The sequence below is a fragment of the Haloarcula halophila genome (genome assembly GCF_029278565.1).
Lineage (GTDB): Archaea > Halobacteriota > Halobacteria > Halobacteriales > Haloarculaceae > Haloarcula > Haloarcula halophila.
Window position 1 is genome coordinate 35,269 of record NZ_CP119562.1, and the last position, 21,501, is coordinate 56,769.

Sequence of the window (21,501 nt, forward strand, 5' to 3'; positions counted from 1 at the left end):
ATGGACTTCCCAGATGAACCAATAGATGCCAAATACTGCTCTTGAAGCAAATATCCGCGCTATCGGAGACGGTGCGAGACTGGAACAGTTAGCTGTTGACTTGCTTGGTCGAGAAGGATACGACGTCGATTCCGTATTCGACCAAAATCTCAAACAGAGCCTCCACGAACTCGCTAACCTTCTGGGGTGACTTGACTCGACCCGGAAACCCGCCCACAACGGTAAATGGACGGACTACAAACAGCAGTCAATAATGTCGAACGAGGCTGACGATTTGTATGATAAGTACATCGACTACGATGGCAGAGATCTCGATACCCGGAATGTCGGTGATGGGAAAGTAGTTCGGCCGATTACGGCCGAGAACTTTGAGATGGAGAAACGGACTCTGGGGGAGGTTCTCACCGATCAGAAGTTCAACGTACCAGAGTACCAGCGACTGTACTCGTGGAAGAATATCCACCACGAACAGTATTGGTCGGACATCGAGCAGTTCGTTAATGCCGACCTGGTCGCTGACCGACGCGAGGTGTCGGACGTATTCTTCAGCTCGATGTACTTCGCAGTCAACGACGACAAACAGGTCTATGAGGTCATCGACGGTCAACAGCGGCTGACGACGACACACCTGTTGTTACGCGTCCTTATGGAGCACCTCGAGGACGTCGATCCAGTTTCTATCGAGGACGATACTATAGCAGAGTTCCGGGACTATGGGATCGGGCGAATCACCGGTATCCTGTATGTGGAGGAAGCGTTCGGGAAACGTGAGCCACGGCTCACGCTGAACAAACACGACGCTGAATTTTTCAAAGCCCTCATGATGGGGCCGTCCGCCCAGGTGAACTACCTCAAGAATGAAGCTGACTTCAGCATTCACGGTAACAACAGCGACGCAGTACAGGTCTCGGAATGTCTGGACCGGTTCGGCACCACGGAAGATGAACTCGCGAACTTAGATACGGACTCTCTCTCATCGGGGGCGTTCTTCAAACTATATCGCTCACACAGGCGGTTGTTGAACGCTTACGAGTTCTACGACCTGAAGATCAGCAACGTCGTCGCCGACGCCGAGACGCCGGACGAGACGGTTCGAGCGCTTGTGAACATCCTCAATTACGTTTACAATTCCTACCACGTCGGGGAATACCTGATTCGAGAGGCGGAATCGGACTTCCGAATGCAAATCTTCGAGATTTTGAACGACCGTGGCGTCGATCTGACAAAGATCGACCGTATCAGGGCCGCAGTCGTGAACGCCTTCTTCGATACCGACGTGAAAGACGAGTACGTCGACAAGTGGGAAGACATCGTGGTGGCGTTCGCGACCGATGGTGATGCCATCGACGACTACCTCTCCATCTATCTGAGTATCGTCGACGATGGCATCGACAGGATTGGTGACGCGAGCGCCGAACTGACCAACGCTTTCGACACGCGGAACATCGACTCGGATGTCGTCCCGAGGCTTCGGAATATCGATGAAGCGAAAGCCTTCCTTGACTACGCACACGACCTCATCGACTACTACCAAGATATCACTACGACGGAGCTCGCCGCTGAGGACCTTGAGTTAGCCAGCCACCGAGAGCAGTGTCAAGAAATCCTTGTTCGCCTCAATAACCAACAGATGGACCAGTGGCGGCCATTCGTCCTGGCGCTCTACTATCACACCAATCCTGAATCGGAACGGGATGCAGCACAGTTCTACCGCGTACTAGAGACCATCGAGAAACTCAACTTGCGACGCCTCCTCATCTCTGAACGACCGAGTATTTTCCGCGAGGTCTTCATCGAGACCGTCGAGGAGTTCAATCTCGCACCAACTGCCGATGCCACCCCAGATAGTGTGTACGAGGCTTCTCGAGAGTATCTCATCACCGAAATGCGTTCCTCTACGCCGACGCTGTTCGGCGACCGGTTCATCGATACGGTCGTCCAGACTCAGTCTTGGAGTACCGGAACGGCGCGACTGCTCTTCGGGAAGATCGCCCAGGATCACTTCGACGACAGTAGTCGTGCCGTCGAGCGAGACCTGAACATGGGGAACATCCATCTCGAACACGTCCTCCCACAGACTCCCGTCAGCGACCCGGAAGACCCTACGTGGCTTCGAGAGTTTTTCAAACTCGATTCGGAGCCGGATATCGAGATCGCCTCAGAGATCGAGCGCTACATCGAGCTGGTGCAGCGCTCTGATCTCGACGAAGAGGAGGAGCGACTGAAAGACAACATCTCGGAGTTCATCACGCAGGGGTTCATCGACGATATTGGGAACTTCCTCCTGCTTCGTGACTCCGATAATATCGGAGCGAGCAACCGGCCACTCGCCGAGAAAATGACGCAGTATTACACCGAGATCGACGGTTTCGCGAGTATCTACCCTAATCGGTATTTCACGGCCGAATATGGCAACGTCGACCGCGAACCTCTCGACAAACTCCGTGAGCAGCACGATGGCGGTGACGTTTCGACCGTGGACGCCGATGTAGTGGCATATTTCAATTCATTCTGGACCTATGAGTCACTACAGGACCGACGGGTTGAGCTGCTGTTGGATATTCTAACGACGCTAGGCTTCGAGTCGTTTGAGGATGAGTTCGGGATCGGCTCTGATCAAGAGGAGGTACGCCAAGAAATCCGAGAGAAGACTGACCAAGAGTTTAAGAAACGACTTTCTGTCCGCTCTCTTTGATCCCCTGAAAATCGATTGGGAGCCCTCAATCGAATCCCTGCGACTCGTTTCGGGGGAAGCCTATTCCTATCTCCGATCTGAAACCCCACGTACCCATTTGGTATCAACGCGATGACTAGCGATTCCGATCTCCATCCAACGCTCCAGCCGGATTATCATATCGCAGAGCGTGTGCGGATGCAACTGGAAGTATTCCCGAGAAAATTCCGCCAACTGAACGAAGGCGGCCAATTAAGCACCATTCTCCGTAGGACGCAAACACTCCCGGGGGCACGGGTCGAACAGGCGCCGGAAGTATTCACTGAGCAATATCTCATCGAGCCAGTCCTGAACGGACTCGGGTACCGCAACCCAGCCTCCGAACAATATACAGGCGACGGGCCACACTTCATTCGCCAACCCCTCACATATGACAAGGTAGAGCCGTTGCAACCGGATTATCTACTCAAGGAAATCGCTCCTGAAGTGGTTTGTATTGTCGAGGCGAAAGCGGCGAATCGAGAACAAATGTGTGGAGCCAAACAAAAAGCGACAGAGGATATTCGAACCTATATCGAAGAGGACACATTCTGTAAGTACCTTCGAGATATGGAGCAACGGTATCTGGTCGGCATCGGAACTGACGGACTCCGATGGACACTATGGCTGAAAGATCTCGGAACCGGGGAAACAAAATCCGGTGTCCCGAAAGTGGATCTCACACCGATCATCGAGCAAGAGGCGATTCGGCTCGACACAATCGATGGTGAAGTCGCTGACGGACGAAATGCTGCACGGAATCTACTTTTAGATGAGTTTGTTCCTGCATTTGCAGTAGATAATTTGCTCGACCATGTGAAGACTGAATTCAGTGGCTGACTATCTAATATGGTACCACACAGGCTCCTAACACTGAGTGACTGGTCGGTGTCTAGCTTGTGTTGGCCATTGGGCTGTTGACCGTATCGACCGTGGCGTGGATGGTGCGATGACCGGGATCTTAACCAACAGGCGGTGGTAAAAGGTGGCAGTGTTGGTTAACAAACGCCACCATTCGAATCAACCGATAACCGGTCGGTAATTCGAGAGTTGAACAACCAGAGCGAGTTCACGCCATGGCTTCGAACTGTCCAGAACGTCCCTATTTGAGTTGAATTTCAGTCTGTAGTTCTTGCTTCAGTTCGACCGATTCGTCCAACAAGACCTCTGACTGGACAATATATTCCTCACTAAGTAGTTCAAAACTGTCTAACGTCCTCGCGAATCTCTTCCCGCTCTCGAATGGAGGGATTCCCTCTCGGTGAGTCTGCCACTCCACCTGGTGCTCATATTGAACTCCTTGAGAGTCCGCCCGCCTTTTTGACCATTCCGGCCGTAACGTGTGATGGTGCCTGTGACACGCTCCACTTTCCAATGATCACCGAGACTACACTCGGCATATGCCCGTTTTACGAGACGCAGATACCAGCAGGTATGGTACTTACTAAATACGAGGATGGCGTCTACGCGGAGTGTCTCTCATGTGAGGAGCCAGTCCACCCAAGTTAATTCGTTTCAACCCACATTCGGCCCATAGTCGACAGCTCGGTTTCGAGACGATTTCCTTCTTTCTCACGGTCCACATAGCCCTTTTCGTCAAGTTTCGTGACGTTGTATTGGACTCGGCTTCGGAACGACTCATCATACTCGACATCCAACGATTGGGCCAGTTTCTCAGCCAGTGACGACGTTGACGATATCGAGTCTCTCCCCCTTAGGAAATTCAGTATCTTCTTTTCAAAGTCGTCAACATCGCTACCCGGAGACGAGGGGAACTCGACGTACATCTGCCCATCCATATCCTTCGCTCCTTCCGTGACACCACCATCCTCAACCTTCTCCAAGATTTCGCAAATGTTCTGGTACTGTGGATAGACATCGAGACTTTCCTGGCCCTTCATCCAGTCTCTGGCATCTTCCAACGCTTCAATCATATCGAGGACAAGGTAGTTATCCGGTGGGACGTAGTAGGTATGGAGCTTATTGCGGATCTCCTCGACTTCCTTTTGATACTCAGTAATGATTGAGTCAGCGGCGGTCGCAAAGGCGAACGCGGTGGTCCTCGGCATCGAGGAAATGTTGACATAGACATCGTTACCTTCCACGATTTCGTTGAGGATGTAGTCGTGCGCTTCGGGATAGAGGAGCTCGTATTGGTACAACTTTTCGACCTCCAATGTTTCTCGTTCGACTTCGACGTCGAAAAGGTCAAAAGAGTTCTCCAGTCTATCGGTCAATCTCGACGCGAGTTCCGCTGCACGGCTAGGGTCATCGTTATTTTCGATATCATGCGTCACGAGTACGACACGGTCGGCTTCCATCTGTCCCTTCGAAATCGGGAGGATGAGCCGGTCAAAATCGAATCCAACCGGCAGGAAGTGGACCCGTTCAGTCATGGTTCTCTCTGTATCTGTTTCATGCTAAAGACCTTCGTTATCCGCTATCTATGTGTGTCGAGTTATGTCCCGAACCCAAATTCGTATTTCGTTTCGCCTAATCTATGACACTCTTAGAAGAATTTCCAAACAACATTTATCTGTGTTCGTCTCGTAGTGGTCAAACAGGTGCCATTGGAAAAATACTGCACCTAACGATCTACATGACCCCGTTCCCCAAGGATTTCGGCGGCAAGGTACATCCAAGCCATCCGGCGCACAAAGAGCTGTTCGCACACCGACCAGACTCCGTTCCGTTCGTTGCCTGCAAGTTCCACCGAGCGTCGTGGTTCGTCAATCACCCTCGGATACAGTTCTTGCACCCCGACCAAGACCTGTTCATCATGACGTACGAGAACGACGGCCACATACTTGGACGCACTCCCACTGACGAGGTCGACCGATACGAGAAGTTGGAGGACGACGCTCAAGGCGTGTTCCCTGGAGACCGGTTCACCTACGACGAGGGGATGAACCGACGCGAGCTCGTCAAGGAGATCGAGGAGAGTGTCAAGCGACAACTCACGGTGCAGGAGCTGATGACGGATATCGACATCCCGGTCTACCCGTGTATCATGGGGTGGGAGGATTGGCACTTCGAGCGATGCCGTCCCCTTGTCGAGAACATCAGTCGCTCCGTCGGATTCGACGCGACCCAGTACTACTCCAAGTACCGACTGAAGGAACACGTCGAGACGATGGTGGAGGTCCTCGATGTCAACCGGGTCTTCGTCAACGGACGTATCGCACCGGAATGGCTCAAGATGCTCCCGGAGTGTGTCGTATCCTGCTCAGGAGCCTGGAACATCCGTCAGGAGGCGAAGGACGCGACCGGGGAACTCCAGGGCGACCGAATGCCCGACATCGCAGCGAGGCGCGTAGACGCACTGAACGAATGGCAGTCCGACATCACAAACTTCCTATGACTCGAAAAACAGGTGGTCCACCGAAGGATAGAACAGACGAAGAACCATGGAAACCACCGGGTGGAGAGAAACCAATGCAACGGTCTCTCGACCTGGCCTTGCAGCGGGAAGATCTGAACGACACCGAGGAGGAACCCGACTTCATCTACGGCGACATCGTACACAACACAGAGACAGAAGACCCGATTGCATTGGTCGTCGTCAACGTTCCCGGACTCGAAATCTGTGAGTGGGAGTTTGAGGACGGAGAGACCCTCGCCGATCGGACGGACAAGTGCCCGGAAGATGACGAAGTGGTCATCGTAGTCCCCTTGACGGTCTTAGAAGATTACCTTCCCAAATGGAACGAGCGCGAGGTCCCCGTGGATATCGACGACCTCATTGAAGACCAAGTTCCGTTCGCACCATTCCCGTCACTCCAACTGGTCCGGGTACAGGACTCTTTCCTCCGAGACTAAATCGAGAATATTTATCACGAGAGTTATTATGCGTCACTCGTTCGAATAAATCAATGGTCTCTGGTTTCTATGGAGCCCTCGCGGCATCTGCCAGTGTCTTCATTGGTATTCTAACAGCACTGCTCGCGAGCAACCTCTCTAACCTAAATGCACAACGAGAACGAATTGATCGACGGATTGGGACTATTGATTCCCGATTAGAGAATCTAAACAAACAGTATGAGCATTTTCGTGATACAATAGAGGAAATCCGAGAGCAACAACAAGCTGAGCAACGTTGTGAGCAAGCAGAAGAGGAAGTAGACAACTTCATTGAGGAGCATATCCGTGTGGAGTTCACTGCCGATCCAGACGAACTAACACCCCGAATGTTGCAGCGTGAATTAGCCGATTATCTTGATGTAGATCGACTCAACGAGGAGCAACACAATGTCCTGCAAGAGCGGTATGAGGATATCCAATCGGCTCTTACCACTACATCTTCATATGGAGGAGACATTCCTGATGACGCGTTTATTGACGCGGAGGTAATGGCTATCAATAATCAGATAGACCATCAGTGGCAGATACACACGGAGCAACGATATAATCGGAACTACCGACGATGGGTTCAGACCATGACCGAAATACGGTCTCTGCAGGACGAACGGAGTCGCCTGGCTGATAGGCACGAGTCACTTGACCCATCCCGGATTCGAGGTAGTCTCCGTGCCACCGTAGTCACAATAGGTCTCTCGGTTGGGATACCACTCCTATTCTACTTTTTCCGAGTAGCAGAACTCAGTTTTGCGAACTTCCCACCATGGGTGGAACCGACATTAGTCTCTTTACTGTGGGTCGGTGGTCTTCTCCATGTATTCTCCCACCTCAGAGACCAAGTTAATGAGGAGACCGGAGACCTCCCGGATGAGCCTGATGTGTCATTAGACGATGACACAACTGACCTATAAAGAATCCACTGGCACGCAGGCACGGGGTCGTAGTCCGAGTAGCGCTTGGCGTTGGTCTGGTTGAGCGTGAGGACAAGACATAGCCCACCCAAGGTAGAGTTTAACTTCTTTAGTATTCCCAGTGCTACTTTGAGTACTGGTCCGTGGCGATCCATGCCGTACCGTGCGTCTGACGTCGTGTTGTTGCACGTCCGAGGCAACGCTGTGGGTTGGATTCTACCGTTAGAATCTTGGCTCCTATTACAGGATGGTGTGTGACCTTGTGGGGTACAATCAACGTTCGATGGAACAAGGCTGTCTCAAGCCATGTAGTTCGCAAAAAGCTAGTGGTTCCTGCGGATCGGTTAAAAAGGCGGGTGGCTTAATACTCGGCTGAGAACCCAGAAAGTATGCCTGGTATCGGCATCTACGTTTGTGGTCTTACTGCAGACTAAGACCAGCAATAACATCTCAAGGACCTCCGAGAGTTTGCTCAAGACACGTACGACGAGCCAGAGATCTAGAGCTTATGCCGACATAATCTGTGGAACCGATATCGACCGTTGTAAAGAGTACCAGCGGCACGGTAAAGATATCAAAGACCGTAATTTAGACACTGTTCGTCTTTGCGCATAAGAAATATTAGTTTAGAAGTTTGTTAACACCATAACGTGGCATCAGTTAGACCACTGAAGGCCGCTCCAATAATCTTGATGGCAACAGATGGCGCCAAACTCCTGTATGGCGGTGTTTTCTCTTGGGATGGAAAAAAGGTATTAGCGGGATTAACATGGACAATGGGTGGTTTTTTCTGTGGGCTTTCACTTGCTCTTTCAGCGTTTATTCAGTCTGCTAAAGTAATTAGAAGAAACAATTCTTCTAGTATTTCGCCATATAGTCCACCAACGCTTGTATTTTTGATATTAATAGGGCTCGCCAGTGCGATAGCTCATATCTCAATTATCTTAATCCCAGGGTTACTAATATATTTATTCCGAAATTTTCTCACTCCATTATGGGTCATTGTTAGTCTGATTCTATTAGCAATGATGGTTGGCGAGTTTACTTCAGGACGTAACAAAGTGATAATTAAGATTTTAGGAGAGGATATTGAGCGACGTTTGAACCCTCATAGGTCTTCACATGCCAAATCGATAGAACCTGACCCAATTGACTTAAGCAAATATTTTCGAAGCACACCCGCAGAAATCACAGAGTCTGCATTAGATGAAGTATTCGGAAAATACGATCGCTCGAATACTAAAGGAATTTCGAATAAAAATTCTGACCAAACAACCAGCAGGCGTTTATCTACTGACGAAGCTAACAATAAACTGGAACAAATTAAAAAAGAACTGGAGAAAAATAATTAAGACCGAAGCCAAATTCTAATGTCACGAATACGGTGTTTTAGTCCCATCACTACTGGTTCCTGCTGGTCTCTAATCAGTATGGCGGCAGCAAACCAAAATCCAATTGTGTAACCAAATGCACCAGCTAGCGTCGCGATTAACTGACCGATGAATGCAAAGTTAAACAGTTCCGCACCGGTTGTGAATAATATGACACCAAAAATAATCTTTTGATCGAACTTGTCGCGAACCGGTCGGAGCTTCCAGTGGAGGCCAATAAAGGTCACAAAAAGAGTGACTATCGTCCAGATGAACTGAATAGTATACCCTAGCGAACGGAGAAACGGGCCGTTTACTATAACATATCCTATAAAATAAAGGCCTATAAATATAATAAAAATAGCTGTGAGCTTATGTTTTATTTTAGCTCCGAAATCTCCACCCCATCTCCGTGACCGTGTAAACCGTATCACTTTCTTATAGAATCTGATTGCTGCAACGCCCTCAATTGCTCGTCCACAAAATAATAGTAATATAATATACCAGTTTGATATTTGGTAATTTTGAATTACAGCAATAGCTGATAGCAGGATGCCAAATGTTAACCCAGAGATTAGTAATTTATAATCACGAGTTGGTATAGTTATTTTATCGGTGTGTTGGAGATCGGTGTTATCCCGGGGAAACACATAGACACTCTGCTGAATATGGTAGATGAGAATAAGCTCAACTCCGAGCAGAACAAGTAATGGAGCCAGCCAAAGCGGGACTGAATCAATCCAAAAACCAAGCTGCAGAAACAGTGAGAGAATCATATATCTGCCCTCACCAGCTCCTTGATGATCAGCACAGAGAATCCGATGGGGAGTAGCAATAGTAGGACGAATGACATATATCCGTAGATTTCGGTGATAAGCGGGGAAACATGGATGCCACCAATTCCGGTGCCCCCAAGAGAGAGCGCAAACAGATATCGCGTTCGCTGATTCATTTTCATGTGTTCATTTGTCATTCTAGCGTTCATTATAGCGGTAGTGAGTAGACCGACTGCCGTTCCAATTGTTCCCATACCTAACATCAACAGAAGTTCTGGATTTAGCATCTCAAAAGGCCCAGGCATATCCAAGAACTCGTCAATCAGCGTTTGCAACCATAAAATCGTCATTCGATTCATAATTTGACAGTCATTTTATATTTGGGTTTGTTTTAATTGAATCTGAGTGATGTCTACCCCTCAAATATGTATATTTATGTATGGGCCACGATACGGAATTTAGATCACTTTCCGAGTTGTAGAGTTTTTCGCTCAAATTGGCACCCTAAGATATTAATTGATGTCAATACTTGTTAAGCAATATGGCTCGTCGGGCAACAGGCACTGAAGACGAGGACATATCGGGGGCAGAATTCGTACGCCGGTATGATCTCTCAGAAGTTGACTGGAAGGAGAAATGGGATAGAATATATATTAACGAGAAGGACAAAGAGAAGCTGATCAACTACGGTTTACTGGAACAACAATTACAAGCGGCATCGTTTGATCAGATGACGTTAAGCCGACACGGTGCGGTATTGCTATCAGGACCGCCTGGGACGGGGAAAACAACGCTCGCAAAGGGCGCGGCGTACAAACTCGCCGAGGAAATCGACCGCGAAGCGCTTGGACTTGAGCGCGTCGTGTTCAAGCAGATTGAGGTTAGGAATCTATTTTCGAGTGACCACGGCGATACGCCGAAACTCGTTGAGGAGGCGTTTGACCGGGTGATAAAGGGTGGCCAGCGTGGTCACACCTACCAAGTTGTCCTGCTCGACGAGGTTGAGTCACTATTCGCGAATCGAGGGTTGCTCGGTGACACCGACCCGATGGACGCTATCCGCGCGGTCAACACTGCCCTTGATTGTCTAGACGCGTTATCTGACCTCGACAATATCTATGTCATCGCGACATCGAACCAACCAGGCGCCGTTGACAGTGCATTTGTGGACCGCACAGACGAGCAGATTTATATCGGGAATCCGGAGCCGAAACACCGGCGCCAGATACTTGAAGACATCTTCACCAGCCTCGAGGAGGCATTCGAGACGCAACTGTCGCCAACGGACGAACATATAGAGACGCTGGTCAGGCTTTCGGACGGCTTCTCCGGCCGACGGATGCGAAAGAGTGTCCTCTCAGCTCTGGCCAGAGAGACATCGACGGTTCGGGATCCGGCGACACTCTCAATCGACCAACTGCTTCGCGAGTTCAAACACAAACGGGAGATGCTCGACAACGCCGGCAATGATTACATCCAGCTCGGAGTAACGCCTGACCAACCTAACGACGCAAGCAACGACAACGACCAGGAGGGAGCTACCGAATGAGCAATGGAACAGCCGAATCCACCGATATCGGTGTCGACACAATCGTCGACAATCGCACCGCACTGTACGACCAATTGGAAGCCCAACCGTATCGTCTCCTGCAGGAGGAGGTCGCGGAACTCATCACGAGTACCGTCGAGGCGGCGGGACGGGACGCTAACGATGTCGAGACGGCGCTGCTGTCTGATCCCCTCGACGAGGACTGGTGGTTCTCGATTGCAAACGGGCAGGCACTTGATGCGATTGTCGTCACCGGTAACGAGGGGGTGATTCGCGTCGACATCACGTACGAACTCGGCGACGAGCGGGATCTCACAGTCCCGAGCCCGGACGCGCTTCCCATCCTCGATGACGGGGACGAGTTGACGATTTACTGCCTGATGAATCGCGACATCGACCTTTCGGCTACAACCGGGAACGTCAAAGTAGAGAGCATAGTGCCGGAGCCAAAAGAGGAGATAACCGATCCAGGGCCGGCGGAAGAGAATCCAACCGACGGAGAGGGCGAGACCAAGGGCCGCGATAAGCCGTCTACTGACACTGAGCCTGTCACCCTCACACTCATCGGGCCAGAAGGCCAGGAGGACACCACTGAGTTACCACATGACCAGACAATGGGGTTCGTCGTCACGGATCTAAAGCAGTCGCACGACGTATATGACGCTGAAATTGGTCTGTACGAGGATAAAAAGTACTCGACAGCTATCGACAATAGTGCCGACCCTGGATCATACGACGGAGGGACCGTATACTGGCAAGTTGAACGGAGGGCGGCTTGAGATGTGCTGCACCACCATCTCTCAAATCGAGTTGAATCAAAGGCGAACAATTTGGAGGAAGTAACTTATGGCGAGTAAATCGGGAGTTCATACGGATGTCAACGCAAAGGTCACGCATAAAGTGTGGACGGAAACTGCGAACTTCGTGGTCAACTCCACGGTTGGATTCCTGTTCGATTATGCTCAAGCGCGTGGTTTGGGGACTGATCGGATCTCGAACAAACGAGAGGAATTAGAGAGCGCGTTATACACATATCTTAACACGAGACACTTGCGGAGGGTATCGATCGAGGTTTACGAAGAAGGTGCTGGGAAAGATGACGAGGCTATCGAGCGGTTCGACCTTACCTTCGACGTGAAGGATCCAGACAATCTCTCGGACGATGAAATCAAAAAACTACAAGATAGAGACTTCAATCAGTATCGAAAGGATGTAATGAGTCAGTTACAGGATCTCGACTCACTCCCATCTAATGTAAACTATCGAATCCTCATCTGGTGTGTGTCAGAGAACGACCTTGGCCAACCGAAACCGGATGTCAAAGGTTGGTCGTCGACGACAGCTCGGTCGACTGACCACCTGAGTAAAAAAAATCTCGGGGATGACGAGGATGGTAGTGCGATTCGGGCCGGAGCAGTCAACGCTGACGCTAGTCTGTGGATTCGCTAAGGAGGCCCCACGTAATGCCAACAGTCAAATTCACCATCGACGGCGACGAGCACGAAGTCGAAATCGACGGCGCGCATCCGAACGATGTGTATCAAAAGGGCGACGAAGTCGTTGACGCAATCGAGCAACTCGGCTACGAATACACTGAGAGCCCACCGACTATCCAAAACCTCGCGGACGCCGACCGGATGACCCGCGAGGGTGGCGTCATGGATCTCGGCGAGATAGACGATCAGGTGACTGGAAGTAGCAGTGGGGGTAGTGGTGGAACGCCAGAGACTGAGGAGACCTCTTAACCGAGGATGTCATGGAATTATCCCACAGTGAGGGTGTTCGCGAACCCAGAGAACCAAAACTTCGTCGTCACCCAAACGGTGGGATTCTTGATTTCTTTTGCTCACTCGCGTGGCATAGAAACTGAGCAAATATCGAACAAAAGAGAAGAACTCGATAGCGCCTTATATACATATATTGCTACGCGACATCTACAGGTAGTCCGAATCGAGGTAGTTGACCAAGAAGACATTAACACCGCGATTGAGTGGGCCGACCTCTTGTTCGAGTGGGTATCTGCAGATGACCTCGAAAAAGGACAAGAATCGGACTTCGACCAATCTCGAAAAGATGCGATGAAGCAGTTGCAAGGTCTCAACCCGTTTCCGTCGTCTACCGAGTATCGGGTTTTGCTCGGCATCGCGAGTGAAAACGACCTCGGACAAGCGCCTCCTTCCATCGACGGATGGGTAAAGACAACTCCTCGCAGCCCACCGGAATCTGCCGACGTTCAAGATAAAGACCGACAGTGCGACCTCACCTGGTACGAACACATTCTATGACACGTAACTCTAGCAACACCGGAACGAACACCAAGCAAACGACGAAAGCCCACTCGAAGACCCTGGTACAGAACCAAATTGCGCAGCTGTATTCTTTGATTAGGCTGGAGTCAGATGTCAAACATGACTTCCTTGAGAACAACCGTGATATCTTAGAGAACATCTTTGAGATGGGACTTGACCAGGAGCGGCTTGACGAGGTGTGGTTCGTAATTGTTGACCAGCAGCATCGCATCGTTGACGAATGGGTACTTGACATATCATATAATAGCGGATTTTACGAGCTTACATCGCCCGCACGCGAGACGGTCCAAGAGGAGGTTGCGTATTACGGAACCAACGATGGTTACAAGGCTTTTATCCTCCCAGTAATCGACGGTCAGAACGTCTTCAACACGCCAGATAGCGACGGTTTCGGCGTCGGTTCGTTTGGTGGACCCGGTGTCAACGTGGACATCGGCCACCTGCGGTAGCTAGGCGACCCCGAAAACCACCAGAGTCTCAGTTTCTCAGGGGATTTATCAACTCTGAACCCGACAGAGTTAGGCCCAAGATGGTAAAAAAATAAGTATGTAACTCAAAATAACACTTTGTGGACGCAAAAGTAGATACATCCCTTGAGACTTCTCGGCGACATTTTGTTTCGTCGGTTGGGGCATCTGTAGCATCCATAAGCGCCGGTAACCAGATATCTCCTCAAGCAAATCTTCAATCAGATATACTGTTCTATGAAGATTTTGAGTCCGGTGAAACATCTAAATTCACATCAGTAGGGACAGGGCCAAATACGCTACCTGCAGTTGTTGAGGACCCTGCTGTGGCTGAAGGGCAATATATGTTGAGAACTGGCCGCGGCGGCACAAGCACTGCGGATCCGATTGAAATACCCGATTCTGGTGCTTTCCAGATTTCTTTTTCTGTTGCCCTCATCTCAAGTAGATACTATGCTGAATCAGCAATTGCTACTATAAATTACAACTCGCAAGAAAAAAACCTTTTATCATTATTCGGGGATCCTGATGGTAATTTCAGTTCAGGTATTAATGATATTGACCTTGGCAGTTTTGAGCTAGACGAGTGGACTAATTTTAGAGCTGTTTTCGAAAAGAACCAGGAATCTGTTGAGTGTGTGTACTATCTTAATGGTTCTCAAAGGGGGACAGCTGAAATCGAGTCTGATATTTTTGGTACAAACCTTGAACTGGAAGTGTATTCTGGAGAGGCTGCCCTATGGGATGAATTTAGAATCGAATATCAAGAAGAGTCAGCAAACGCGGGCGATTCTAATTTTGGTTCTGATGGTGTAGGAATTCTGTCTGGGTTTGTGGCTCTTGTTTTAATGGCTTTTGCCATTATATTCACCGCGATATCTTCTTCAATCGGTTCAGGAAGTGAATCTAAGACAGGCTCCCAACGACAAGTTACAGAAGAAGATGTACAGGATGGTCTTGAGAAAGCAGAGGAATCCCTACAGCGAGACCGTCGTCGATGAGTTCAAATGATCCACTCGGCTTTGCTCGTTAGCGTCGGCGGTTGAGTGAATGAAGAGGCTGTCTATCTCGCTCATGGGGTCATCGACATGTCCACCATCGTTGTTTCGAACCCACGAGAGGAGATTATACTCTGGCTTAACGATCTATGAGATGAAGATGGTGTTTCGTCTATTATACCAAAGAGAATATGGCTGGGACCACGATATCGTTCTCATCGAATACTTCTTTTAACACATACTACATAGCTGTCTCGTCACACGGTACTGCCGCCTAAACTACGTTTCAGCTAGCTATTGGTCGATTGAAACCGGGTTGCGAATACGTGCCGAACACGTTTTCGGGATATAGAGCGTCTACAAACCAGTATCTGTCGAATCAAACGGAGTTTGAGATGTTCTCACGGTGATGCTATGCATTGGTCGTGGATTGGCGGGAAGTCACGGACCAATTGAGAGAGAACAACCGATATCGTACTCAGACCGCGAGTCCTGCGGCTTGCCGCAGGCGAGCGACAGGTGTTGCATCACCTTCTCACCCGGCTTTCCGGAGAAAGTTCCCGACCGCCCGGACGAACGTCCTGGCGGTCACGATTGGCGGCGACCTGATTTCTCGCTCTATGCCGACTTTCACCAGAAAGTCGGTGAGTCGCCACAGATTGTACAGTAGCGCTGCGAACGTGAAGTTGAACAACCGCACTCGGTAGTCTGTTGAGGAGGTCTTGGGGAGGTACGCTTTCACCGACTTGTACTGGTTTTCGATGTCCCAGCGACGGCTATAGCTGTTCGTCACGTGAGCGATCTCGTCGGGATCGACGTGATCGCGGTTGGTCACGAATACGGCGTACTTGCCTTCAGCGTCGTCACTGGTGGCTGGAACGTACAGATATTCTGCAGTATGATCGACGTCCCCGTCTATCCCGACGGGGACGCCGTGGTTGACGGCCGCGTCTACCCCGTCTTTGCTCTCGATTTTCTCAATGGCCTCGTAATCCGGCTCGTACTTCGGTACTGGCATCGTGTACAGCAAGCCACGACCGTTGATCTCTGCACGGACGTTTCTCGTGTAGAAGCCACGATCTAGCAGAATCTCGTCGAGATCAACGTACCGCCGGGCTCTCGAAAGCAGACGCGCTACGACGTCTGCTTTCGAGTCAGCTGGGGCGTCGACTGGTTCCCAGTCTGAATGTTCCTTGACGCCCTCAATCCCAAGGATGATCGGAACGTCGTTCCCGACGATTGTGATCGTCGCGAACGTGTAGCCGTGTTTCAACTCACCGTCGTCGACGTACCCGCTCACCATGGGCGGGTACGTCGACTTTGGGATCTGTTCGTCCTTGTCGATCCACGGCCAGACGTGATAGGGGACGTGCGTGAAATCGACGGCCGCCACCACGTGGCGGTCGTCGAATGGATCTTCGTAACGTATCGTCTGGAGGATGTTCTCGGTGGCAGTATCGAACGCGTCCATGAGATACTCGCGGAACACCTCGGTGAACGCGACGATATCCTCGATTTGTTGCTCTTGGAGTGGGATAGAGACCTCCTGATCAGCCGACATTGCGAACTGCTTGATTACACGGAGGAACGTCGAATCGTCACAGGTGTCGTTCTCGTCGAGAAACCAGCCAGCTTCGCCTTCAGAATGGGCGCTTCCTTGGGTGAGGCATGCCGAGGCGAACAGATCGAGGATCTGTTCGTCCTCGTAGACTTTGTTATCGGCTCTGTGAGAGTCGAACTCGCCGAAGGCGTGCCTTCGGGCGAGCTCGACGATCTTGTTCCCCTGCTTTCGAACGTGCTCGCGTGTTACGGTCGGTTCATCATCGTTCTCCTCGATATCGTCTTCATCTGGGATAATCGGAACCCGTGCTTCCAACACGACGCCATGATCAACGGCTTCTTGTGCGATACCCGTAGCTGCGGCGTTAAGCGTCCGTTTGGTCTGTTCGCCGAACTGCTCCCACGCGTACGAGAGTGATTGCTGGCTCGGTGCCTTCTCCAATTCAAGTGTTTTCAGGAGTGATGGTCGGTTTTCGAGGCGATCTGCGACCTCGCTCTGGGCGAGGTCGTAGATCTCCTGATAGAGATACACCCGAGCCATCGGTTCAGTGCCGTTTGCGACCTTGTGTTGCTGGCGGTCGTCGGTGAGTCCGTCAACTGGAATCGATACCTCTCCAAGGACACGCCAGAGATGATCCACTGATTCACAGACTTCCCCAGCGTGATAGACGACCGCCCCCGCGAGCGCGGGGGCGTCGTCATCGACTGCCGTCAATCGGTTAGAACTCATCGTAGTTTCGAGCGCGGCAGCGAGCGGTTTCAAGTCGTCACATTAGTCGCCAAATCGACTGTTCCAGATTCTTATCGAATTCATAGCTGTCTCGTCACACGGTACTGCTGTCCAATCAAAGTATCACCAAGCTAGTGGTTGGTAGAAATCGAGATCCCGAAAACGTGGCCGAAATGTGTAGAAAATGGTATAGCGATATATGATACATCGGTATTCCAAAAACTAAAAATCCACCTTTGTAGGCTCTCAGGAGACCAAATACGAGTGATTCTCGCCCTTTCTCAAGTGCTTACGTTTACTCCAATAGACGTACCTACTCGGCCTGGCATGGCTTCACCGGGTGAACGAAGGCGCGTACAAGATTTGCACTCCACACCGCTCCCAGAGGAAAGTCTCGCTACTGGCACACTACCGGGTGTGTGCTACCTTTAGAGAGATAAGATACATTACTATTCAATTGCAGCTACCACAAGAAGTACTGCCAGAACGAGTTGACCCTTTAGCCTCCTACAATATTTGGATTAGTTAGCATAGGTAGATCAGCTACAATCTTTACCTTAGGTACCTTAGCTGACCCACCTTACCTAAAATATTCACCTTAGGTAGATTATCTACCTTACCCAACACAGCTAAGTTACCTTAGGTAGATGAGTTAGCTATGTCAGGTACCTCACGGGCGGTAGCTGTCGGCGTTTTAAAAGGCGGGTTCGGAAAGACCACGACAGCAGTCAACCTCGGTCGGGAGCTGGCTCACCGCAACGATCGAACGCTCCTGATCGATCTCGACGACAACGGCCACATGACGCTTAACCTCGGTCACGAGGAAGCCTATAGCGCTGAAACAAACCACGCGGCCGAAGTACTACTTGATGGGGCCGATCCACATCAGTACACCGTTGACGTGGTTGATGGCTTAGACCTGTTCCCAGCACACGTCGCGTTGGAGGATGTCCAGTCGGGTCTCAAGGAAGCCACGATGGGGACAACGCGATTGAAAGAAAATCTGGTCGACGAAGTCCTCGAATCAGACTACGAGTACATCATTATCGACTGTCCAGCGAACCGGGGGAAACTCAACGACAATGCGATGTACGCAACTGGGAACATCATCATTCCACTTCGGCCAGAGAATGGCTACGAGAGTGGATTGACGAATACGATTCAGCGACTCGTAATGGAGGCACGAGAGTACTTTGACCTGGATATTCTCGCTGTTACACCAACGGATCTCTCGGATCGCATCGACCAGGATACTCGGGACCGCCGTCTCCTGCGCGAGTTGACTACGCGCGACGCAGTCGCTCGTCATGTTCCGAACTATGCGTATCTCTCCGAGGATGACTGGGATGCTGTTGACAACGGCGACTATGACGGTGCTCTCCCAGGAATCCGACACCGGGGGGCAATCGATAATGCGAACGATGCAGGTCTCCCGCTGCGTGACCACGACTCGACGTGTGATCAATTGACGTGCTATGATGAACTCGCTCAGATTGTGGAGGCTGGGGAGGTGCAGCGCTGATGGCCTTCGACGACCTCAACGATGCTCTGGATGAGCAGGATAACGAAGATACTGACTCAAGCTCTGACTCTACCCAGAGCGACACAACCGAGACTACTACCTCGACGGGAACGAGTACTGAGACAGAGCCATCAGGTGGCCCGGCGTTCAGCTTTGACGATACAAAGCAAGAAGCGATATACGCTCGACCGTCTTCCCTCGATGAGTTGGGTGATGCACTGGCGGAACTGGATCTGGAGCTCCGAAATCGGGGCTTGAGAGATGTCCCAAAGCGGGAGAAACACGACGCCCTCGCCCGATTAGCTGGAAATCATATTGAGGAGCTTGCTGACCTGATCGAGGCGGAGAGATAATATATCGCGATATATAGTTTATCATATCAGAAACGGGCGACTGAGGGATTGTATCGTGTACTTTCAGGCGTATTCAGGCAATTCAGTTTGTACTGCACATTAGATCAATAATGTGCTGTGGGTTGGAGTGAGTCGCCGCCCTCGGGGAAACACGAAAGCTGCAACCACCTCATGAGGCCGCTTCCCCAGGGGAAATCCTGTGACTCTCCCGCTCGCATCTGAGGTTAACGGTGAATCTCCAACAATGTCGTCGTACCTGTATCGAGACTATAGGCGACCGCCGGAGGGTGTCATAGAACCGTTCTCACACCCTGCTAATCGTCGCAGGGAGAATCGGTCGATACAGGCGAGAGACTTACCGTTTGATGCAGGTGGTATCTATACCCGACATCTCGTTAGCGCTCTGTCACCCAGTTTCTCACATGTGACCCCATTTATACGCCCTCGGGGCCAATTTATAATCAATCGTATGATGTCAAACCGTCGATATAACGGGGAACAGGTCATCGACAACTGGGATTCCGTCTTCAGAGCTCTCTCGTCAGAACCCCGTCGTCAGATCATTGTCTCCTTATTAGACGCCCCGGCAGACCAATCAGTCCCGTTGCCAGAGAGTGCAGTCAATCCCAACGTTCCACCGAACACGGAAACACTTCGTCAGCAATTACATCACGCTCACCTGCCGATGTTAGCAGAGATGGGCTTCATTACGTGGGAGACAGAGCCGTTCGTTGCCGCCCGCGGCCCGCAGTTCGAGGAAGCCGCAGTGGTATTCGACGCGCTCCACACAGAAGCAACCAGTATCCCCGGTTCGTTAGTTTTCGGCTGTCAACGGCTCGAAGAAGAACAGCAGCAGAACATCGACATCGAATAAATCATCCCCTGATCAGTTCGCACAGTCATTCTAATAGCTGATTCACCTAATCGTGGGTGCAAACAACACCTTGGGAATCGTTCTATGACACCCTAGACCACCATCGAATCAGTGACCGGCCAAGAAACGAGACACGAATCCAGGTTCACTTATTAAGAATAGGCGTCAATACATATAATCTATTTATAGTAGTGATTCGTGTAACGGCACATGAGCCACGAGACGGTAAACACAGATAACTCGGGGACATCTATTTCGCTTTCAATACCTCCTTCAGATCCGAGTTTATTCAAACACAAAGCGACAAGCGATATTCTCCTATTTTTAACTAATCACAGACTTAGTGACTTCTCGCTCCGAGAACTTGCGGCGCAGGTCGACCATTCACCTCAGACCGTCCGGCGGGCAGTGGACGTTCTCAGTGCGAATGATCTGGTCGTCGAGTCTTCCGAGAGCAACCAGCGACTCGTCCAAATCAACAGACAACGCCTCTCAGTCCCAGACGATCCGATCCTCCGAATTCCGCAAGCAGAGTATCACCAGCCGGTCAAAGCCGCTGTCACGAAGCTTCGTGAGAATATCAGTGACGTCGTCGGTATCATCCTGTATGGCAGCGTTGCCAGGGGAGACGCTGACAGACGAAGCGATATCGACCTCTGGGTACTCACACGCTCCGGGCGAGCCGAAAGCCAACGGGAAGCAAATGCTGTTGCCCGTGATCTCGAAGAGAAAAAATTCGATGGGAACCGATACGCCTACGACATCGATGTTGAGGCTGTCCAAGCGATTCCGGCCTATACAGAGGACATCCGGGAAATTATCGTTTCTGGCATTCCGGTCTACCAGACGAACGACTTCCAAACGGTCGAAAACCTCCTCTTAGAGGAAGGTGGCGACGATGAGTAGCGGTTCGGACCCCGCAGCTGTGCTCGAAGCACTCGAGCGTGCGCAGGATGCCTTCGAAATGGTTGGACGCGGTCGAACGGAGTTTGAAGAAGGAATTAGCGCTGATGCAGACTGGGAGACACAGCTGACGAAAGCGTGTCGCCTTCTCGAAGTTGTCGATACACTCCAATCACAAGACGGGTACTACACCGCTGTTATCGAGGTCTGTTTCGGGGCCATTGAACGGTCTATTGAGGCGTATGCGCTCTCAATGACGAACGATACGCTCCAAGATTTTCAGGATCACCAGTTCAGTTATCAGCGCGCCCATCAAATCGGGCTCTTCGAGAAACAGACTGCAGAGGAAATGAAAGACCTCTACAGCGAAAACCGGACAGAGAGTTACTACGGCGGCGGTCGACCAACCAAAGAACAAGCAAGAGCAATGACCGAACTCGCCACTGCTGTCCATCAATTCGTGGTAGATCAGATTCGAGAGGGTGGAGTCTGTTTGTGTGGCTGACTGTCTATAGGGTTCAAACCATATTTTCGCGATCTTCATCCACTACGTGACTACTGTGTAGTGGAGTTACTAGCCCGCCAGCACTCGTAACAGCCAGAAATGC

General features: G+C 50.8%; 23 protein-coding genes. 19 read left to right on the plus strand and 4 right to left on the minus strand.

The genetic code is table 11. The annotated features are described in order from the left end of the window. Positions 1–253 precede the first annotated feature (253 nt). The 3 genes from P0204_RS20520 (at position 254) to P0204_RS21290 (ending at position 4,222) form a co-directional block, all read left to right on the plus strand. Positions 254–2,695: a DUF262 domain-containing protein gene (locus tag P0204_RS20520; protein ID WP_276224620.1), complete on the plus strand. Its 2,442-nt coding sequence runs from the start codon at positions 254–256 to the stop codon at positions 2,693–2,695. Positions 2,696–2,806: 111 nt separating this feature from the next. Next, entirely contained in the window at positions 2,807–3,553 is a 747-nt protein-coding gene (locus tag P0204_RS20525) for a hypothetical protein (protein WP_276224621.1), read from the plus strand. 534 nt (positions 3,554–4,087) lie between these two features. Beyond that, positions 4,088–4,222, plus strand: coding sequence for a DUF7837 family putative zinc-binding protein (locus P0204_RS21290; protein WP_465260853.1), 135 nt, complete (start codon positions 4,088–4,090; stop codon positions 4,220–4,222). Here P0204_RS21290 and P0204_RS20530 read toward each other — a convergent pair. After that, positions 4,219–5,109: an HFX_2341 family transcriptional regulator domain-containing protein gene (locus P0204_RS20530; protein WP_276224623.1), complete on the minus strand. Its 891-nt coding sequence runs from the start codon at positions 5,107–5,109 to the stop codon at positions 4,219–4,221. The genes P0204_RS21290 and P0204_RS20530 overlap by 4 nt on opposite strands. Before the next feature lie 383 nt (positions 5,110–5,492). Between P0204_RS20530 and P0204_RS20535 the strand changes: the two genes are divergently transcribed. The 4 genes from P0204_RS20535 (at position 5,493) to P0204_RS20550 (ending at position 8,834) form a co-directional block, all read left to right on the plus strand. Beyond that, on the plus strand, positions 5,493–6,074 hold the full coding sequence (locus P0204_RS20535; protein ID WP_276224624.1) for a hypothetical protein: 582 nt from the start codon (positions 5,493–5,495) through the stop codon (positions 6,072–6,074). A gap of 74 nt (positions 6,075–6,148) precedes the next feature. Then, positions 6,149–6,532, plus strand: a complete 384-nt coding sequence (locus P0204_RS20540; RefSeq protein ID WP_276224625.1) for a hypothetical protein — start codon at positions 6,149–6,151, stop codon at positions 6,530–6,532. A gap of 53 nt (positions 6,533–6,585) precedes the next feature. Next, positions 6,586–7,482, plus strand: a complete 897-nt coding sequence (locus P0204_RS20545; protein WP_276224626.1) for a coiled-coil domain-containing protein — start codon at positions 6,586–6,588, stop codon at positions 7,480–7,482. Positions 7,483–8,174: 692 nt separating this feature from the next. Next, positions 8,175–8,834, plus strand: a complete 660-nt coding sequence (locus P0204_RS20550) for a hypothetical protein (protein WP_276224627.1) — start codon at positions 8,175–8,177, stop codon at positions 8,832–8,834. On the opposite strand, the gene P0204_RS20555 is transcribed toward P0204_RS20550, so the two are convergent. Both P0204_RS20555 and P0204_RS20560 read right to left on the minus strand, forming a co-directional pair. Continuing rightward, on the minus strand, positions 8,831–9,628 hold the full coding sequence (locus tag P0204_RS20555; protein WP_276224628.1) for a hypothetical protein: 798 nt from the start codon (positions 9,626–9,628) through the stop codon (positions 8,831–8,833). The genes P0204_RS20550 and P0204_RS20555 overlap by 4 nt on opposite strands. Next, positions 9,625–9,978: a hypothetical protein gene (locus P0204_RS20560; RefSeq protein ID WP_276224630.1), complete on the minus strand. Its 354-nt coding sequence runs from the start codon at positions 9,976–9,978 to the stop codon at positions 9,625–9,627. Before P0204_RS20560 ends, P0204_RS20555 begins: the two co-directional genes overlap by 4 nt. Positions 9,979–10,169: 191 nt before the next feature. Here P0204_RS20560 and P0204_RS20565 point away from each other — a divergent pair, with 191 nt between their 5' ends. The 7 genes from P0204_RS20565 to P0204_RS20595 all read left to right on the plus strand — a co-directional run bounded on the left by P0204_RS20565 (position 10,170) and on the right by P0204_RS20595 (position 14,954). Beyond that, on the plus strand, positions 10,170–11,177 hold the full coding sequence (locus P0204_RS20565; protein WP_276224632.1) for an ATP-binding protein: 1,008 nt from the start codon (positions 10,170–10,172) through the stop codon (positions 11,175–11,177). Further along, the gene (locus P0204_RS20570; protein WP_276224634.1) at positions 11,174–11,956 is read left to right on the plus strand and encodes a hypothetical protein; all 783 of its coding nucleotides are present in this window, start codon (positions 11,174–11,176) and stop codon (positions 11,954–11,956) included. Before P0204_RS20565 ends, P0204_RS20570 begins: the two co-directional genes overlap by 4 nt. A gap of 67 nt (positions 11,957–12,023) precedes the next feature. Next, positions 12,024–12,626 carry a hypothetical protein gene (locus P0204_RS20575; protein WP_276224636.1) on the plus strand — a complete coding sequence of 201 codons (603 nt, stop codon included), beginning with the start codon at positions 12,024–12,026 and terminating at the stop codon, positions 12,624–12,626. A gap of 14 nt (positions 12,627–12,640) precedes the next feature. Continuing rightward, positions 12,641–12,922, plus strand: a complete 282-nt coding sequence (locus tag P0204_RS20580; protein WP_276224638.1) for a hypothetical protein — start codon at positions 12,641–12,643, stop codon at positions 12,920–12,922. Between the two features lie 27 nt (positions 12,923–12,949). After that, entirely contained in the window at positions 12,950–13,462 is a 513-nt protein-coding gene (locus P0204_RS20585) for a hypothetical protein (RefSeq protein WP_276224639.1), read from the plus strand. Further along, a complete protein-coding gene (locus P0204_RS20590; RefSeq protein ID WP_276224641.1) occupies positions 13,459–13,935 on the plus strand; it encodes a hypothetical protein in 477 nt (158 codons plus the stop codon). Before P0204_RS20585 ends, P0204_RS20590 begins: the two co-directional genes overlap by 4 nt. 119 nt (positions 13,936–14,054) lie before the next feature. Continuing rightward, positions 14,055–14,954, plus strand: coding sequence for a hypothetical protein (locus P0204_RS20595; RefSeq protein WP_276224643.1), 900 nt, complete (start codon positions 14,055–14,057; stop codon positions 14,952–14,954). Positions 14,955–15,486: 532 nt separating this feature from the next. On the opposite strand, the gene P0204_RS20600 is transcribed toward P0204_RS20595, so the two are convergent. Next, complete coding sequence (locus P0204_RS20600) at positions 15,487–17,241, minus strand: transposase (RefSeq protein WP_276224644.1); 1,755 nt, start codon at positions 17,239–17,241, stop codon at positions 15,487–15,489. 658 nt (positions 17,242–17,899) lie between these two features. On the opposite strand from P0204_RS20600, the gene P0204_RS20605 reads away from it, so the two are divergent. The 5 genes from P0204_RS20605 to P0204_RS20625 all read left to right on the plus strand — a co-directional run bounded on the left by P0204_RS20605 (position 17,900) and on the right by P0204_RS20625 (position 21,398). Beyond that, entirely contained in the window at positions 17,900–18,763 is an 864-nt protein-coding gene (locus P0204_RS20605) for a ParA family protein (RefSeq protein ID WP_276224646.1), read from the plus strand. Next, entirely contained in the window at positions 18,763–19,116 is a 354-nt protein-coding gene (locus tag P0204_RS20610) for a DUF7970 domain-containing protein (RefSeq protein ID WP_276224647.1), read from the plus strand. The genes P0204_RS20605 and P0204_RS20610 overlap by 1 nt, the downstream gene beginning before the upstream one ends. Before the next feature lie 472 nt (positions 19,117–19,588). Further along, positions 19,589–19,990, plus strand: coding sequence for a hypothetical protein (locus tag P0204_RS20615; protein WP_276224655.1), 402 nt, complete (start codon positions 19,589–19,591; stop codon positions 19,988–19,990). Between the two features lie 210 nt (positions 19,991–20,200). Beyond that, positions 20,201–20,896, plus strand: coding sequence for a nucleotidyltransferase domain-containing protein (locus P0204_RS20620; protein WP_276224649.1), 696 nt, complete (start codon positions 20,201–20,203; stop codon positions 20,894–20,896). Next, positions 20,889–21,398, plus strand: coding sequence for a DUF8154 family protein (locus P0204_RS20625; protein ID WP_276224651.1), 510 nt, complete (start codon positions 20,889–20,891; stop codon positions 21,396–21,398). The genes P0204_RS20620 and P0204_RS20625 overlap by 8 nt, the downstream gene beginning before the upstream one ends. Positions 21,399–21,501: the final 103 nt, after the last annotated feature.